This window comes from Streptomyces sp. DF42, from assembly GCF_058267695.1.
This window is the reverse complement of the sequence record NZ_CM177859.1, coordinates 9,682,048-9,697,406: the sequence shown is the minus strand read 5'-3', so window position 1 is coordinate 9,697,406 and position 15,359 is coordinate 9,682,048. Positions and strand designations below refer to the sequence as shown.

At 69.3% G+C, this 15,359-nt stretch carries 15 protein-coding genes; 10 read left to right on the top strand and 5 right to left on the bottom strand.

The window, feature by feature from the left end; all coding sequences use genetic code 11:
• Window positions 1–226: 226 nt before the first annotated feature.
• On the bottom strand, window positions 227–1,480 hold the full coding sequence (locus ACYUED_RS44665) for an MFS transporter (RefSeq protein WP_491290099.1): 1,254 nt from the start codon (window positions 1,478–1,480) through the stop codon (window positions 227–229).
• 286 nt (window positions 1,481–1,766) lie between these two features.
• On the opposite strand from ACYUED_RS44665, the gene ACYUED_RS44660 reads away from it, so the two are divergent.
• From ACYUED_RS44660 to ACYUED_RS44640, 5 genes are all read left to right on the top strand, one after another.
• Window positions 1,767–1,874, top strand: coding sequence for a type II toxin-antitoxin system prevent-host-death family antitoxin (locus ACYUED_RS44660; protein WP_491290098.1), 108 nt, complete (start codon window positions 1,767–1,769; stop codon window positions 1,872–1,874).
• A 561-nt stretch (window positions 1,875–2,435) separates the two neighbouring features.
• On the top strand, window positions 2,436–2,870 hold the full coding sequence (locus ACYUED_RS44655) for a VOC family protein (protein WP_491290097.1): 435 nt from the start codon (window positions 2,436–2,438) through the stop codon (window positions 2,868–2,870).
• A 323-nt stretch (window positions 2,871–3,193) separates the two neighbouring features.
• On the top strand, window positions 3,194–3,598 hold the full coding sequence (locus ACYUED_RS44650) for a nuclear transport factor 2 family protein (RefSeq protein ID WP_491290096.1): 405 nt from the start codon (window positions 3,194–3,196) through the stop codon (window positions 3,596–3,598).
• A gap of 222 nt (window positions 3,599–3,820) precedes the next feature.
• Window positions 3,821–5,959 (top strand): FUSC family protein, encoded by a 2,139-nt coding sequence (locus ACYUED_RS44645; RefSeq protein ID WP_491290095.1) that lies wholly within the window; start codon window positions 3,821–3,823, stop codon window positions 5,957–5,959.
• 696 nt (window positions 5,960–6,655) lie between these two features.
• Entirely contained in the window at window positions 6,656–6,910 is a 255-nt protein-coding gene (locus tag ACYUED_RS44640; protein ID WP_491290094.1) for an acetyl-CoA synthetase, read from the top strand.
• On the opposite strand, the gene ACYUED_RS44635 is transcribed toward ACYUED_RS44640, so the two are convergent.
• The 3 genes from ACYUED_RS44635 to ACYUED_RS44625 form a co-directional block, all read right to left on the bottom strand.
• Window positions 6,867–7,589: an 8-oxoguanine DNA glycosylase OGG fold protein gene (locus ACYUED_RS44635; protein WP_491290093.1), complete on the bottom strand. Its 723-nt coding sequence runs from the start codon at window positions 7,587–7,589 to the stop codon at window positions 6,867–6,869. The two genes, ACYUED_RS44640 and ACYUED_RS44635, sit on opposite strands and share 44 nt — an antisense overlap.
• Window positions 7,590–7,630: 41 nt before the next feature.
• The gene (locus tag ACYUED_RS44630; RefSeq protein WP_491290092.1) at window positions 7,631–7,819 is read right to left on the bottom strand and encodes a hypothetical protein; all 189 of its coding nucleotides are present in this window, start codon (window positions 7,817–7,819) and stop codon (window positions 7,631–7,633) included.
• 225 nt (window positions 7,820–8,044) lie between these two features.
• Complete coding sequence (locus ACYUED_RS44625; RefSeq protein ID WP_491290091.1) at window positions 8,045–8,875, bottom strand: class I SAM-dependent methyltransferase; 831 nt, start codon at window positions 8,873–8,875, stop codon at window positions 8,045–8,047.
• Between the two features lie 584 nt (window positions 8,876–9,459).
• Between ACYUED_RS44625 and ACYUED_RS44620 the strand changes: the two genes are divergently transcribed.
• From ACYUED_RS44620 to ACYUED_RS44600, 5 genes are all read left to right on the top strand, one after another.
• Entirely contained in the window at window positions 9,460–10,917 is a 1,458-nt protein-coding gene (locus ACYUED_RS44620) for an MFS transporter (protein WP_491290090.1), read from the top strand.
• A gap of 180 nt (window positions 10,918–11,097) precedes the next feature.
• Window positions 11,098–11,250, top strand: coding sequence for a hypothetical protein (locus tag ACYUED_RS44615; RefSeq protein ID WP_491290089.1), 153 nt, complete (start codon window positions 11,098–11,100; stop codon window positions 11,248–11,250).
• 159 nt (window positions 11,251–11,409) lie between these two features.
• Window positions 11,410–11,793 (top strand): VOC family protein, encoded by a 384-nt coding sequence (locus ACYUED_RS44610; protein ID WP_491290088.1) that lies wholly within the window; start codon window positions 11,410–11,412, stop codon window positions 11,791–11,793.
• A gap of 414 nt (window positions 11,794–12,207) precedes the next feature.
• A complete protein-coding gene (locus tag ACYUED_RS44605) occupies window positions 12,208–13,194 on the top strand; it encodes a L,D-transpeptidase (RefSeq protein ID WP_491290087.1) in 987 nt (328 codons plus the stop codon).
• Window positions 13,195–13,322: 128 nt separating this feature from the next.
• Window positions 13,323–13,772 carry a hypothetical protein gene (locus ACYUED_RS44600; protein ID WP_491290086.1) on the top strand — a complete coding sequence of 150 codons (450 nt, stop codon included), beginning with the start codon at window positions 13,323–13,325 and terminating at the stop codon, window positions 13,770–13,772.
• A gap of 246 nt (window positions 13,773–14,018) precedes the next feature.
• Here the strand turns inward: ACYUED_RS44600 and ACYUED_RS44595 are convergent, their stop codons facing one another.
• Window positions 14,019–15,251, bottom strand: coding sequence for a GNAT family N-acetyltransferase (locus ACYUED_RS44595; RefSeq protein WP_491290085.1), 1,233 nt, complete (start codon window positions 15,249–15,251; stop codon window positions 14,019–14,021).
• Window positions 15,252–15,359 lie beyond the last annotated feature (108 nt).

The window sequence follows — 15,359 nt, the reverse complement described above, 5'->3', positions numbered from 1 at the left end:
CCGTGGGCGGCCAGGAAGTCGACGGTCGGGTCGAGCGCCTCGGACGCGAACACCGGGCCGAGAACTCGCCGTACCGACGGCGGACTCCTCGTCCCTTCAGTCGCCGCTCGTCACCGCGACCCCGCGGCCACGAGCGCCGCCGTGATGGGTTCGAGCTCGGCGGGAGACAGGGCGTCGTACGGCGGGGCGGCGAGCTCGTCGGTAAGGGCACTGCCGGCCGTCCACGTCACGCCGCTTCCCCGAGGGACACATCCTCGGGGATCGGGGGCCGACGCCGTGGCATGAGCAGCATCGTTCCGGCGGCCAGTGCGATGGTGACGCAGCACAGGTTCATCATCGCCACGATGCCCAACGCCTCGCTCAGCAGTGAGCCCGCCACCATGCCCGACAAGGAGGCCGCCGCCTGTAGAAATCCGTAGGTTGCGCTGACCCTGCCCAGCACAGCATCAGGGGTGTAACGGGCGACGAGCGTCCCGCTCGTGATGGTGAAACAGACCATGGGCGCCCCGATTGTGAGGAACAGTGCGGCGCTCCACTCGATCACGGGGGTGTTGAATGTCGCCGCGAAGGTCACGGCGAGCGCTGCGAGGGAGCCCACCAGCACTGTCCGGTCTGCGAGTCTCCGGGTGAGTGCGCGGCTGATCGGCACCCCGAGCAGGAGCCCTGCACCGAAAGCCCCGAAGAGCAGGCCGAGGATCTGTGGTGAGGCGTGCAGAACCCGGTCCATGTACGGGATGAGGCCGACGTTCACGGCGGACGTGGCGATCGCGAAGAGGGCACCGGCTGCCGCCAGCGCCGCCAGCCACGGGCTGTGGCGTATCTGTGCGACTCCGTCGCGGATCTCGGCGGCCAGCCTGCGTACCTGCCCGCGCCCCGCCCCGGTGCTTTGGCACGCCGTCGTCTGCGGCCGGTTGCGGACCATCGTGAGGCACAGTGCTGAACACGCGTAGCTGATCGTGTCGATGGCGACGACTGCCGTGAAACCAGGGCCGCCGTACACGGCCCCGCCCAACGGGCCGCCGACGAGCCGGATGGAGCCGACGATGACGGCGCTCACGGAGTTCGCCGCGTGGAGGTCCCCCCCACGGCCGACCAGTTGCGGGAGCAGGGCGGCGGAGGCCGGGTTGAACAGCTGGCTCAGGGACGACTCCAGGACCAACGCGACGTAGATCAGCCACACCTCGTCCGGACTGTCCACCCACAGCATCAGCGAGACCGCCACCATGCGGACCAGGTCCGCGGCAATCATGACGCGCAGCCGGTTCCAGCGGTCGACGAGCGCCCCCGCCAGCGGGCCCAGGACCAGCGCCGGAACCGTTCCCGCGGCCAGCGAGAACCCCGACGCCATGGCGGAGCCGGTCAGCTCCAGGACGTAGTACGGGACCGCCAGGAGCAGGAACCAGTCGCCGAGACTGGACAGCAGTTGACCGAACGCGAGAAACCGGTAGTCCCGGATCCGCAGCACACTGAACAAGACCATTCCTTCGGGGTGGAGGCCGGGCCCGGGCCCGGCAGCCTACGTGGCGTGCTGAGACGTCTGAGCGGCGTCAACTCCGCCCAGACGGCGGGTGGATGAAGACCAACGCGTAACGCCCACTGGCCTCCTTCCGACGGACCAGGTCCCCTCGCACTTCAAGCAACTCCCTTTTGGTCGGTCACATGCACAGCCGACCGACCGGTGTCGTGTGATCACCTCGGCGGTAGCGCTCTCACGAAACGTACAGGACGTACAGAACTGCGATACGCAGCATGGCCCTGAGATTTCCGTGACGCAAGCCCGGTCCGAGCTTGCGGAGCTGGTCAACCGCGTCGTCCCCGGCGGGGAACAGGCAGTCCTGACCCGCCACGGCAAGCCGCTTGTCGCCCTCGTGTAGGCCGCTGACCTGGAGCGACTCGGATCCGCGGCATACGAGCCGGACAAGGTGATCGGCACGGTGTCCGTCATCCTGGACGCCCTGTCCCTCGCAGCGAGCCGAACCAGTTCGGCCTGGTCGCCGAGCACAGAAGCCGGCGCGAGACTTACCGGCCTCACTCAACTCGTCCTATTCGCGGACCGGCGTTCCTGGCGCGGGTCCACTGAATGTGCAGATTCACTCCAGCGCGTCGATCGCAGCTCGGATGCGTACGCGTGGTGTCGTCGTGCAGGGCGAGCTTTGCCGTTGACGTGTTGGGCCTGGTGATCGCGGTGGTGGTGCTCGCCGCATCCGTGCACGACAACGCCTCCGGCACCGTGCTGCTGGACAAGGTCGCCGCCGACACCGACACCGTGGAGAAGGCGCTGGTCGACGTGGAACGGTGTGGGCCGCTGGATCAGTTCCTGAGTGCCTCCTGGTGCGGCAGCCGAACGCCCCGACCCTGCCGAAGCTCGTCCTCCCGACAACTTGCGGATCCACAGCGGGACATGAGCAACAGAGTCGCCCTGCTATGGTGCGCCGATGTCCTCGATCAAGCAGTTCCAGGTCACCTTCGACTGCGCAGAACCCGAGCGCGTCGCTCGCTTCTGGTGCGAGGTGTTGGGGTACGTCGTACCACCCCCACCGGAGGGGTTTGTCACTTGGGACGATTTCAATCGCTCGCTGCCGCCCGAGCGTCAGGGTGCGGGGTTTGTCTGCATGGATCCCTCAGGTGTCGGCCCGCGCATGTACTTCCAGCGCGTCCCCGAAGGCAAGGTCGTCAAGAATCGGGTTCATCTTTGCGTGCGGGTCGGCACCGGGCTCGTGGGCGAAGAGCGCCTCGCCACACTTGAGGCCGAGTGCACACGACTGGTCGCGCTCGGCGCGGTCCGCGAGCGACTGCTGCGTGCCGATGGCGTCAACGAGTCGTGCATCGTCATGCAGGACATCGAGGGCAACGAGTTCTGTCTCGACTGAGCATCCTCCGCGACGGCGAGGTTGTGGAGTCCGGCGATGCCGCGCATCGTCGTGTTCATACGGTTACCCGCCCTTCGCCCATCTCGGACGGCAGTCGCGAATGATCTTCCAGGGTCTTGATCCGCGTGAAGACGTGCTCGATGCGGGCCGGGCGCGGTTACTGCGGAGCCTCCCCGCCTGAAGGCGTGGCGTCGCGCCGGCCTCCGGCACGTTGCGTGCCGGAAGAGGAGGGCTGCGGTCGCGACTTGCCGAGGCCCCGGCGCGCCGTCTCGGCCTGGTGATACGCCGGATGCATTCCGTCAGCCCTTGTAACATCGCCGCACATGACAGCAGAGTCGCCGGCGCAAACCGTGCAACGCCTGTTCCCGCTGCTCGCCGAGGGTAAAACCGTTGCGGCGGCGGCGCTGTTCGCCGACTCGGTGTCGTTCTCGATCCCGCACCCGCCAGGCATTCCGTGGGTACCGGAGGTCGACTCGACGGAGGGCATGCGAACATTCTTCGAGCTGCTGCGGACCCACGTGCGGCCCAAGGAGTTCGACCTCCGGCACGTCATCGCCGAAGGCGCCGACGTGGTGCTCATCGGGCGCATGGTCTCCGAGGTCAGGAAGACGGGCCGGGACATCGACACCGCGTTCGCCCTCCACACCACAGTCCAGGACGGGCGGATCACCCGCTACCACCTCTACGAGGACAGCCACGCCGTCGCCAAGGCCTACTTCGACGACTGAATCGTCCGCCGGACTCGGCTGCCGGACTCGGCTGCCGGACTCGGCTGCCGGGCTCGTTCGCCGCTGCCACGTGCCGATCGATGCGGGTGGGCCGGTCGGGCGGTTCCTGGGGAGCACGCGTGCGATGGGCAGCCTCGAAGGCCTCGTCCAGGCATGATGTGTCGCCATGTGCGACCCCGCACTGACGGGACACGCTCCGGACGGGCCCTTGGAGAGCAACGCATGCCGAAGCTGCCGTCGCTGACCGAGTCCGTCGGTGCGGGCGGCAACGCCGTACGCGTCACGGTTGCCTCGCTCGCCGGTTTCTATCCCGCGGCGCACCTGCTGGAACGACCCGTTCTCGCTGTCTACGCCCTGTTCGCTCCCATCGCGTTCGGCGTCATGTCGCCGCTGCCGGGCTCGGGTCGGCGGCGCGCCGGCACTCTGCTGCGGGCTGTCCCGGCCGCAGCCGCACTGGTCTTCCTCGGTACGGTCCTCGCCGTGTCGACCTGGTCGGCCGCGGCAGGCGTGCTGCTCGTGGGGGTCGTCCTGACCTACGGCGCAGCCTGTGCACCACGGCTCGCGGGCATCGTTCCCGGACTGCAGCTCTTCTACATCCTTGCCTGCTTCCCGCCGTACGCGCCCGGCACCCTGCCGGAGCGGTTGGCCGGGCTCGCCGTCGGTGTGGCGCTGCTGATCGTGTGTGAGACGTTGCTCCCGCAACCGGCGCGGCCGTCGTACCGCGCACGGATCGCGGACGCCCTCGACCTCGCGGCACAGGCCGCGACCTGCCTGGTCCGGGCCTCCCAGGCTCCGGATCATGGTTTCGTCGAGCGCCTCCGAACGACCGGCCGCGATCTGCGCCTGTCGCGGCAGCCGGCAGGTGGCAGACCTACCGGAGCGGGCAGGTCACACCGCGCACTGGCCCAAGCGGGTTCGGCCACCCGCCGCCTGCTGGACCAACTCGCCGCTCTCGCCGAACTCCCCGCCGCGCCCGCGGACATGCCGTCGGAAACCCTGCTCCGCGGTATCGCAGCCACGTGCGCCGACACAGCGCAGATCGTGCGCGGACAGCGCCCCACCGCCGGCCCTGAACTGATGGAGGAAATGACCGCCCAGTTCCTGGCCACGCGCGGCAGCACTCCGAACGCGCGCGTGAGCGGCCTGCACGGGCTGCTGAGGCGGCAGTCGACCGTACTGACCGTCGCGGTGTCGGTCGTGACCGTTCGCACGGCCGTCGCCCTGGCGAGCGGTCTCCGCCGTTCGGTGCCCGGACTGCCCCACGAACAGTTCTGGTATGCCGAGAAGTCGACGGCCCGGCTGTGGATCGTCCGGACGACAGGAAACCTCACCCCTCGCTCCGTCGTCTTCCAGAACGCCGTCCGTACGGCGCTCGGCCTCGCGCTCGCCCGCTTGGTGGCGGGGTCCCTCGACCTGTCCCACGGCTTCTGGGTTCTGCTGAGCGTGCTCACCCTGGGCCGCACCACCGCCGGCGCCACCTGGTCCGCCGTTCGCTCGGCTGCCGCCGGGACGCTGGCCGGTGCGTTGGCCGCCGGGCTTCTCCTCGTCGGGGCGGGTGACGCCATCGAGGTGTACGAATACCTGCTGGTGCCGACGATGCTGGTGGCCTTTTCCGTGGGGCCCGTCGGCGGGCCGGCCTGGGCACAGGGACTCTTCACGCTGGTCGTCTCCACGGCGTTCGCACAGATCGCCCCCGTGACATGGCAGCTCGCCGAGGCCCGCCTCGTCGATGTCCTGACCGGGAGCGCGGTCGGGCTGATGTGTGGGCTGCTGGCCTGGCCGTCCGGGGCACACGCCGAGATCCGGCGCAGCGTGGGTGCGCTGTTCCGGGCCGCCGCCCCCCTCGTGCGGGCCACCGCCGACGCGATGACGAGCCCGGCACCGCGGCAGGACGTCACCGCTCAAGCACTGCAACTGACCCTCCATCGGCTGCGCATCGCGCAGGCCGCGTACGCCCAGTACCGTGCGGAACCCGCTCCCCGGACGGCCGACGACGGACCCGACTGGCTCGCCGCCCTCAACTACGGCTCCCGAGCTCTGGTCGGCGCCTACTGGCTACCGCCCTCAAGCGGCACGGCGGACATCCCTGTGGCCGCTCTGCGATGGGCCCGTGAGGCCGCCGGTGCCGTCGCAGCAGCGACCGATCGGGCCGCGGCCTTCCCGCGGGAAGGCACCCGCATTCCCCTCCCGGTGCTGCCGTCGCACCTCGCAGCACCGATGCCGCCCGAGGCGTTGTCCCTCCTGGTCGACCTGGAGGTCTGGTTGCGCGCCCTCACCGCGGACCTCAGGACGGCGACCGGCACGGACGTCCACACCGACGCCAAGGCCAAAACCGGTGCCCGCCCCCACGGGACGGACTGACAGCGTCGCCCACGAGACCCACTGGGTCAGTCGATGCCAACGCTGTCGCGTCGGTCGTCGACGCGAACCTCCAGATCAGGCCAGTGCGGGGTCCACCGTGTCAGATCGCCGACAGTCAACGGCGCTTGTGAGTGGAGCGACGCAACCGGCAGAAAACGGACGAGAGTCCCGGTGGTGCCATCGCCGCGGACAGGCTCCAGGCCGGTCAAGGGCGACCGTCGCGGAACTCTCCACAAGCGCTCGTTCCGCGCCATGACGATCACGGGCTCGGCAGTGCTCTTCGCGCGCCGGGACCTGGCGTGACCCCAGGAAGTCGCCCCGTTCATACGGGAGTACTGCGGCAGGCGTCGGATCCGCCGTTGGATTTACACTGCTGCACCAGGAGGTGCTGGGATGCGGTGGTGGTTCGGTGGGCTGGTGGTCGCCGGGACAGTCGTCCTGGCAGCGTGCGGGACGTCTGCGGGCGGCGGGTACAAGGGAGGGGCGTCCGAGAGCGGCTCGGCGCGGCCGTCGTCCCCGGCACCGGCGCACTCGTCCGCGAGCCCGGGCGAATCGGCCACGACGCCCGCGAGGCCGAGTGGGTCCGCTCCTACGCCCTCGTCCTCGGCGGCCGGCTGTGCCGCTGGGCACACGTCTGTCAGCGTCGCCCCGGGCGATCCGGTCGAACAGCGGCTGTGCGTACGGCCGGGAACCGCGGTGTCCCTGGTCCTGCGGCCCCGTGCGGACGACAAGCGCTGGATCGCGGTGCGAAGTTCTACGCCAGCCGTCGTCCAGGTCTCCGGCTGGCGGCTGGATGCTGACGGCACGGCCCACACCTCGCTGCGGTGCGCGGGTACCCGGGGCGGCACGGCCGAGATCACCGCGCTGGCGAAGGCCCCGGACGTGGCGGGCGCGGCGCGCGGCGCCTTCACACTGCACGTGAGCGTGGTGCCGTACCCGGCGCAGGGGTGAGTCCCCAAAGCTGCTTGCCGTAGGAGAAGAAGGCTGCCTCCACTTGGTCCGGGAGGACGCCTCGGGCCCGCGCGGCCTCGTGCACCACGTCCAGGTATCGGTCGTACTGGTCGGTGGTCCATCCGTTGTCCGGCCAGCCGGCCTCCACCGTACCCGTGGCCCTGAGGGCCCGTGACACGACGCTGTCCAGGATGACCGGGCGGTCGTGCGCCGCGGTGCTCCCGTGCCCGGCGAAGTAGAGCACCTTGGTGAAGAACGCCGGTCCCAGGTAAGGGATGTGCTGGTCGTTGCCGAAGGCGCGATACGCGGCGACGGCGCCCCGTTCCCGGAGTACGTCGAGTGCCTCACGGAGTCGGGCGTCGAGGTCCGCGCGGGTGGAGTGCCGGAAGACGCGTGCACTGCGCAGGACCGACCGCTCCTTCGTGCCGTTCCCCCAGACCAGAGCGGCGACGAGCAGGTGGCGGCGACCTTCGGCGGTGTCGGCCCGGCGGGCGATGCCGAACACGGTCCGCCGGTCCACTCGGGGCCAACTGCCCGTCTGCGGACACGTGTCGAGCTCGGCCGGCCACCAGGTGGCGTCAGGGAGCCGGGAGACCCAGCGGGCCCGGTCGAAGGGGATCGCCTGGCCGAGGACCGTGTCACGGCTGGGGAGTTGGACGTCGTCGGGCAGTACGGTCACTTGTTCTCCTTGTTCTCCTTGATCCAGGCCGGAGACGCCCATCACCGGCCGGGGCCGGGCGGCACCGGAGGCGGGTCCTTGCCCAGGGTTGCGGTGGCGGCCGCGGCGCCGATGTCCCTGGTGAGGGCGGTCCGTTCGCCGGTCAGGCCGAGTTCCCGGGCCAGGGCAATGGTGCCATTGAGCACGCGATCGGGGCCCCGGGCCCGAACCGCCCAGGTGTTGCGGGTCATGGCGTTGTTGACGGGGCCGTAGGCAACGACTTGGGGGGCTGCGAAGGACGAGGGAGGTGGTGACCGGCCCGTAGCGGGCAAGGGAGTCCACGACCTGCTCAAAGGCATTCGGCGTGAGAACAGTGCACGTCCGGTCTGCGCGTCACTGCGGAGAGCCCCGCGATTGGCTGAACCCGATGTTCACTGTGCCGAACCGGCACAGGTCAGCGCGCGACCAGCTCGCGGTCAGTTCGCCGTCTCCTCGGGTTTCCAGCCCCAGGCGGTGAGCATGCCGGCTGACAGGTCGGCGCACTCGTCGGAATCGAGGTACCGGAGAGCCGAGTCGACGGCTGCGTCGTCGACCAGGCCGGTGGCAACCATCGTCCCCCTGCTTCGCTCCCATGTGTCCGCCCAGAAGCGGCTGATGGGGCTGCCCGGCACCAGCGGCGGCACATGCGCCTCGGCGGCAACGGGCCCGAGCCCCGCCCCACGCAGCAGGTGCGGGTACGACGTCACCCAGGAGACATCGGTGCCGATGGTGGCGCGCAGCGCCTGCCACATCGACCGCATCACCGTGGTGTACGGCGTGCTGGACGTCCGGTCGCTCGTCAGGTCGGCCGCGTCGCTGAGCACCAACACACCGCCGGGCGCGACAAGTTCGGCCAGTACAGTGATCAGCCGTTCGCGCTCGGGCAGGTGCATCAGCACGAACCGTGCGTGGACGAGCCGGAACCGGCGGCCCGTGAAGAAGCCCGGAGCAGTGATGTCGGCCTCTGCAACGTCCAGCCCGGGCACGGCCCGCTCGGCGAGGAAACGAACATCGCGGTCCACGGCGAGCACGCTCGTCACCCCGGCCTCCTCCAGCAGCCGGCGGGCGACCGTGCCGGTCCCGGCCCCCACGTCAAGGCAGCGCCAACCCGGGCCGACCCCAAGTGCCCGCAACCGCGCCATGGTGATGTCGTCGTAGGCGAGGGCGCCGAAGTCGATGCGCTCCCCCTCGCCCGCCTGTCCCGGAGGAAAGACGGCTTCGCCGTAACGGCCGTCGCCCCGCGCATCTCCGCGCGCAGCGGCACTCACGACGCGACCGGTGTGACCGGCGTGACGCTGAGAGTGCCAACGAACCGGTCGAACACCCGCTGCGCGAACAGGGAGCGGTTCCGGTTCCATACCCCGGTGTGACCGAGCATTCCGCACGCGGTGCGCCGCACATACGGGAGGCGGCACGCAGTGCGCCGGAAAGACGGAAGACATGTCAGGCGGGTGAGCTCGTCCAACAGTTTCATGGCCGGACCTCATTCACGCGATGGGGCGGCGCGGTGCCGGGCGGCCCGTCCCGAGGCCGCTGCCCCACCGATCCTCCACCGGCGCCCGCCTCCACACCCAAGGCGCGCCGTTGCTACGCCGATCGGCGCAAGGAGGCCGGTGGGCACCCTCGTCGCGGGCCACCGATGAACCCGTTCGGGACGTTGCACGCGTGAACAGTGGCCTTCTGGGCATCCGTCCTTTCACGCATCGGAGGCCCGTCCTCCGCACGATGCGGAGGACGGAAAGTGCGGCAATACGAACGACTTGGCAAGGTGGCATGCGTAGTGAATACGAGCCCCAGGCACCCTCAGGCAGGCTCTCCTCGCAGGGAGCAGGTACGGCAGAGCGCGGCGAACATGCCGCGGCAGGTCCGTGAAGAACTGACGCGCAGGCTTCGCCGCAGCAGGCGCGCGTTGCGCAAGGAGGACGTTCAGGTCGTCGAGCCGCCATTGCTGCGGCGCGCCGTCGGTGCCTCTGCTCTGGGCAACTGCATGGAATGGTTCGACTTCGGCGTCTACAGCTACCTCGCCGCCACGATCGGCAAGGTCTTCTTCCCCGGCGCCTCGCCTGGTGCGCAGGTCGTGTCCTCGTTCGCCACGTTCGCCGCCGCGTTCGTCGTCCGCCCACTGGGCGGGCTGGTGTTCGGGCCGCTCGGAGACCGTCTGGGCCGGCAGAAGGTGCTCGCCACCACCATGATCATGATGGCGATCGGCACCTTCGCCATCGGCCTGATCCCCAGTTACGCGACCATCGGCATCGCCGCCCCGATCCTGCTGCTGCTCGCCCGCATGGTCCAGGGCTTCTCCACCGGCGGGGAGTACGGCGGCGCCACCACTTTCGTGGCCGAGTACTCCCCCGACAGGCGCCGGGGCTTCCTCTCCAGCTGGCTGGACTTCGGTACGTTCGTCGGCTACGCGCTCGGCTCCGCCCTGGTCACCATGCTGAACCTCGCTCTGAGCGACGACCAGATGCTCTCGTGGGGCTGGCGGATCCCCTTCCTGATCGCGGGGCCGCTGGGCGCCATCGGTCTGTACATGCGGTTGAAGCTGGAGGAATCGCCCGCCTTCCAGCAGCAGCTCGACGAGCACGAGAAGGGCCTCGCCCAGACGTCGGCCAGCAGCGAGTTCAAGACCATCGTCAAGGACCACTGGCCTGCCCTGCTCATCTGCATGGGCCTCGTTCTCCTGTACAACGTCACCAACTACATGGTGACCGGTTACCTGCCCTCCTACCAGACCGAGACCCTCAACCGCTCCAGCTCATCCGCCGACGTCCTGGTGCTCATCGGCATGGTGTGGATCGTGGTGCTGATCACCTTCATCGGCCGCTTCAGCGACCACGTGGGCCGACGCCCCGTCTACGCCGTTTCTGCGGCGGCGATGATCCTCCTGGCCATCCCGTCCTTCCAACTCATCAAGATGCACGGCACCTGGCCGCCGATCCTGGGCGTGCTGATCCTGTCGACGCTGCTCGCCTGCTTCGCCGCCCCAAGTGCCGCCACCCTGCCCGCGCTCTTTCCCACCGCCGTGCGCTATGCGGCCATGGGCATCGGCTTCAACTTCGCCGTCGCCGCTTTCGGCGGCACCACGCCACTGGTCACGGCAGCCCTGGTCAACGCCTCCGGCGACGACCTGATGCCCGCCTACTACCTGATGCTGGCCGGGGTCATCGGACTGATCACGGTGAAGTTCCTGCCGGAGAGCGCTCAGGTGCCGCTCAACGGTTCCCAGCCGATGGTGGGCTCCGAAGACGAACAGCGCGAACTGCTCTCCACCGCGGAGGACCTTTATCGCTCAACCCGGCAGAAGGTCTGAGCCCCGTCACCCGCATCGCCCCAGCCGTCAGGCCCTCTGTCCACCTCGGACGCAGTCGCAGTGGCCAGTCACTCGACGGCTCGGCCCGTTGCAAAGAAGCCTGTTACTCACTTTCGGGTGGACCCCCTTCGGCGGGTGGGGTGGCGGGATTCGGCGCACCGTTCGCTGAACAAGGAGTGGGTGGAGGTCAACCGCCTGGAGGGCCGGTCCACCGTCCACAGGCACACCGGCGTCGGCCACGACAACACCACCGACGTCTACCAGGACCGGTGCACGTACGTGTGGGACAACACCTCCTGGGGCCGAGGCCACCGCGGCGGACACCGCCACTGACGACCCGGTTGTTGACGCCACCTCATAAACCGGCGTCCAGAGGTGGGCCACCCGCAGGTGGCCGACCTCTGTTGTCTTCTCAGACGCGAACTCGGGGAGAGTCGTCCTCCAGAACATGTCGGCGTTCGACTTCCGGGTTGTCTCCGTACACTGACGGTCATGGCATGCCGCATCAGTGAACTGGTCATCGACTGCGCCGGCCCCGACCGGCTCGCCGAATTCTGGAGCAAGGTCCTCGGCTACGTCGAAGTCGGCCGGGAGGGCGACGGAAGCATCGAGATCGGGCCGCCCGACGTCGGCTTCGGCGGCCCCCAGCCCACCCTCGTCCTCAGCCCCAGCAGCGACCCGCGGCCCGAAAGGCTCCGGCTCCACATCGACGTGAGCGCCACCGACCGCGACCAGGACGCCGAACTGGAGCGGCTGCTCGCTCTAGGCGCCAGACCCGCCGACGTCGGCCAGACCGGCACCGAGAGCTGGCACGTCCTGGCGGACCCGGAAGGCAACGAGTTCTGCCTCCTGCACACCCGGCTCCAGCCCCTCTGACCACCCCCGCCGGCGCGTCGGCGAAGCGGCCGCACGTGACTGCCCAGCACAGATTCGCCTGCTGAGAGCGCTCTACTCCGTAGATCGCCGAAGGAGAGAGCGGACAACCTCGCGGTCGATTCCCCCGCGCATGCCTACGAAGCGGTTAGCCGCAGTTCGTGATGGGCAGCCGAGTTGTCGTGGGACACCGGGCGGCCGATCGGCGGGAGCCTCAAACGGCAGAAGTTGGAAAGCCGGACCCGGCGCTCCTGGGCGGGTGAACCATCCGAAGGCTCCCGCAGCAGAACGTCAGGAGGTTTGAGTGACACGGATCACTAAAGATCTACGTGCCGCACGCAACTGCGGCCCATGCCGTCACCATCTGACAGAGAGTGGGGCCCGTCAGGGCCGGGGCACGAGAGAGTGGGGCAAGTCGTGGGACGGCGCAGGGGCGGCATAGGGATCGCATTCGTCACGGTCGCGGTGCTGGTGGGCGCGAGTGCCTGCGGCGGGGGTGGCAGTGACAAGGCGAGTGGCGGCGACGCAAAGGCGGCGGGAAAGGCGAGTACGAGTGCCTCGCCCAAGCCGACCAAGCCCGCGGGCCCGCCGATGCTGCTGGATACGATCACTCCGCAGACGGGGAACACGGTCGGCGTGGCCATGCCGATCTCGGTGATCTTCACGAACCCGGTGGCGGCGAAGGCTAAGGCCACTGTCGAGAAGCACATGAAGGTGAGCGCCTCGCAGCCGGTGGCCGGCGCCTGGCACTGGATGGGCGACAAGCGCGCCGACTGGCGGCCGAAGACGTACTGGCCCGCCAACACGAAGGTGAAGATCGACGCCGACCTGAAGGGCGTCAGCAACGGCAACGGACGCTACGGCGTGCACGGCTACACACACAGCTTCACGATCGGCGACGACGTGCGCGCGGACGTCTCGGTGACCGGCCACACCATGAAGGTGACCCGGAACGGCAACCCGGTGCGCACCCTGTCGATCAATGCGGGCAGCGCCGAGTACCCGACGTGGAACGGCACCATGGCCGTCATCGACAAGCAGGAGAAGGTCCACATGACCTCCTGCAGCGTTGGTATCAGCTGCGACAAGGGCAGCCCCAACTACTACGACCTGACACTGCCCTGGGACATCCACCTGACCCAGTCCGGCACGTATGTGCACTACTCGACGGGCGACCCCAACCCGGGCAGCGGCAGCGCCCGCGGCTCGCACGGCTGCGTCCACCTGTCCATGTCGGACGCCAAGTGGTTCTACGGCCAGGTCAAGCAGGGCGATCCCGTCACCATCACCGGCTCTTCCCGCGCCAAGGCCCCGGCCGACAACGGCTACGCCGACTTCAACCTCGGCTGGGACCAGTGGCTGGCAGGCAGCGCGTCCGGGGAGCAGACGACCGCGACGCTGTGATGCGGTGCGGCGACGACACCGTCGGCGGCACCTCGCTCGAACCTTGACCAGGCACTCCACCCCCAATCGGCCACTGTGCACGGCGCAGTTGGCCGATTGGCGTTCGCTGCCTCACCCAGGTTGGCCCCGTGGAAATTGAGCTGCGGAAGCGGTGGAGTGGGCAGCCCTTGTGGGCGAGATGGGTTCTCGCGGTGTACGTGATCGGATTCCTTGAGGGAACCGTTGCGCATCTCCTCGACCTGCTCCGTGGAGGGATGCACGCCTATGCCTCGTTTCAGCAAGTCCCCTTGCAGGTCTTCTTCGTTGGTTTGACGGCCCTCGATCCGCTGGTTGCCGTACTGGTGATGCTCGTACGGAAGCAAGGGGTCTGGCTGGCGGGCACCGTGACGGCGCTGGACGTCTGCGCGAACTGGTGGGGCAATCGGCACTGGCTGCACGACGATTCTGGGCAACTGCTGCCGCTGTTGCCCCTCACGCTCTTCGGCCTCTTCGTCGTGGGGTCTGTGCTCCCGTTGTCTCGGACGGTTGCGGGGAAGACCGACCGACCCCAGACGGCCATGCCGCCGCCGTCCGCGTGACGCACCGCATTGCGCAGCGAAGAGCGACTGTAAAGCGGCCGATGGTGGTGCTGCCGAAACGGCCGACTCCCCCTTCCGTGAAGGCCGATGACAACGTCCGCGCAGCCTGCTGACCGACTGTGCCGATCCCGCGTGGCGATGCGGTGGCGCTCTTGGCGCACTGCTGGTGGGTCTGCCCCTGCGCCACCGCTGAAGCCGCCTTGCAGCCCGACAAAGGAGCCTTGCGCGGGGTCGGCGGGCGCGCGGTCAGAACCAGTGCAGGCAGTGCGGGGAGCGCTCCGCGCGGAAGAGGGCGTCAGCGAGAGCGGCCGCGCCCGGGCGGTGGGCCCGTATGTGTCCGGCGCGTTCGAGCGTGCTCGGGGCGGTGCCGCCGAGGTAGACCGAGCCCAGGTCGCTCACGTCCAGGGACAGGTCGGGCTCCCGGTCCGTGGGGACGCACTCGGCCTTGCTGTCCCGGACGGTCAGCAGGTAGCGGCCGTGCTCGCCGAGAAACGGGTCGTCGACGTCGAGGACGAGCTCGCCGTCCACGGACCAGCCGCGCGCGGTCAGGGCACGCGGGACGTCCAGCAGCCGCACCCACAGCCAGTCGGTGTCGTGGCTCACCTGGCCGGCGCGGAAGTCCGCAAGCTGCCAACGCAGCGGGTGCTCGGGCGGGAAGTGCTTGAACACGACCTGAGTGACCAGGTCGTGTCCGAGCACGAAGCGGGCCAGGGCCGTGAAGACGGCGTCGTCCACGGCGATGGTCTCGTCGACCGTCAAGGTGTCGGACTCGCCGAGCGAGTAACTGGCATACCCGTCGGGGACGCCGTCGGCGTCACGGTGGACCGCGACGTAGCGCGGCGCGGGAGAGATCGGGGCCTGCCCCGCACCCACGGCCCACCAACGGTGCGGTCGGGACAGCGCCCCGGGCTGCGCGCGGCGGTACCTGTCGTAGACCTCTTCCAGGATCTCGCCGCACTCGGCGCGCCGCAGCACTTCGACCGAGCCGGGGCCCGAGCCGGTCGCCGAGGCCTCGGCCGTTCCAGGCGCCCGGGGCAGGGCGAGGGCGGCCTGGTGGCGCGGCACGGTCAGCCGCTGGGTGTACGTCGCGGGACCGTATCCGAATCTGCGGTAGATGAGGGCCTCGGAGGCCAGGAGTACGGAGAGGAACTCTCCTCGGGCCCGCAGTTCGGTGAGCTGATGCCGCATCATTTCGCTGAGCACGCCCTGGCGTCGGTGCGAAGGCAGGACACCGACGGCGGTCACCCCGGCGGCCGGGACGAGGATCTCACCGGGCAGGGTGAGCTCGAAGGAGTACGCAGCGGCGGTGCCGACGGGCCGCCCGTCCGGTGTCATGGCAAGCAAGCTGCGGTCCATTTCGAGGGCCGCCCACCACACTCCGCCGCCGTCGGTGGGGGTTTCCGGGAAGCGACCGAACGCGGCATGGAGTGTGTCGACGAAGACGTCGAGGTCCTGGTCGGTGGTCTGGCGGATCTCCATTGCTGCCACTGCCTCCCCGTATGTCGGCACCACGGCTCGTGGCGTCCCGCCACAGTGCAGCGTTGCTCCGTGGCCAGGTCAAGCGAATTAAGACCGGGCCCACAGCCG

Excerpts from the sequence above, each read along its gene's own strand:
- ACYUED_RS44665 (WP_491290099.1), bottom strand. The coding sequence starts at position 1,480 with ATGGTCTTGTTCAGTGTGCTGCGGATCCGGGACTACCGGTTTCTCGCG.
- ACYUED_RS44655 (WP_491290097.1), top strand. The coding sequence starts at position 2,436 with ATGTCCTCGATCAAGCAGTTCCAGGTCACCTTCGACTGCGCAGAACCC.
- ACYUED_RS44650 (WP_491290096.1), top strand. The coding sequence starts at position 3,194 with ATGACAGCAGAGTCGCCGGCGCAAACCGTGCAACGCCTGTTCCCGCTG.
- ACYUED_RS44645 (WP_491290095.1), top strand. The coding sequence starts at position 3,821 with ATGCCGAAGCTGCCGTCGCTGACCGAGTCCGTCGGTGCGGGCGGCAAC.
- ACYUED_RS44630 (WP_491290092.1), bottom strand. The coding sequence starts at position 7,819 with ATGACCCGCAACACCTGGGCGGTTCGGGCCCGGGGCCCCGATCGCGTG.
- ACYUED_RS44620 (WP_491290090.1), top strand. The coding sequence starts at position 9,460 with ATGCCGCGGCAGGTCCGTGAAGAACTGACGCGCAGGCTTCGCCGCAGC.
- ACYUED_RS44610 (WP_491290088.1), top strand. The coding sequence starts at position 11,410 with ATGGCATGCCGCATCAGTGAACTGGTCATCGACTGCGCCGGCCCCGAC.
- ACYUED_RS44595 (WP_491290085.1), bottom strand. The coding sequence starts at position 15,251 with ATGGAGATCCGCCAGACCACCGACCAGGACCTCGACGTCTTCGTCGAC.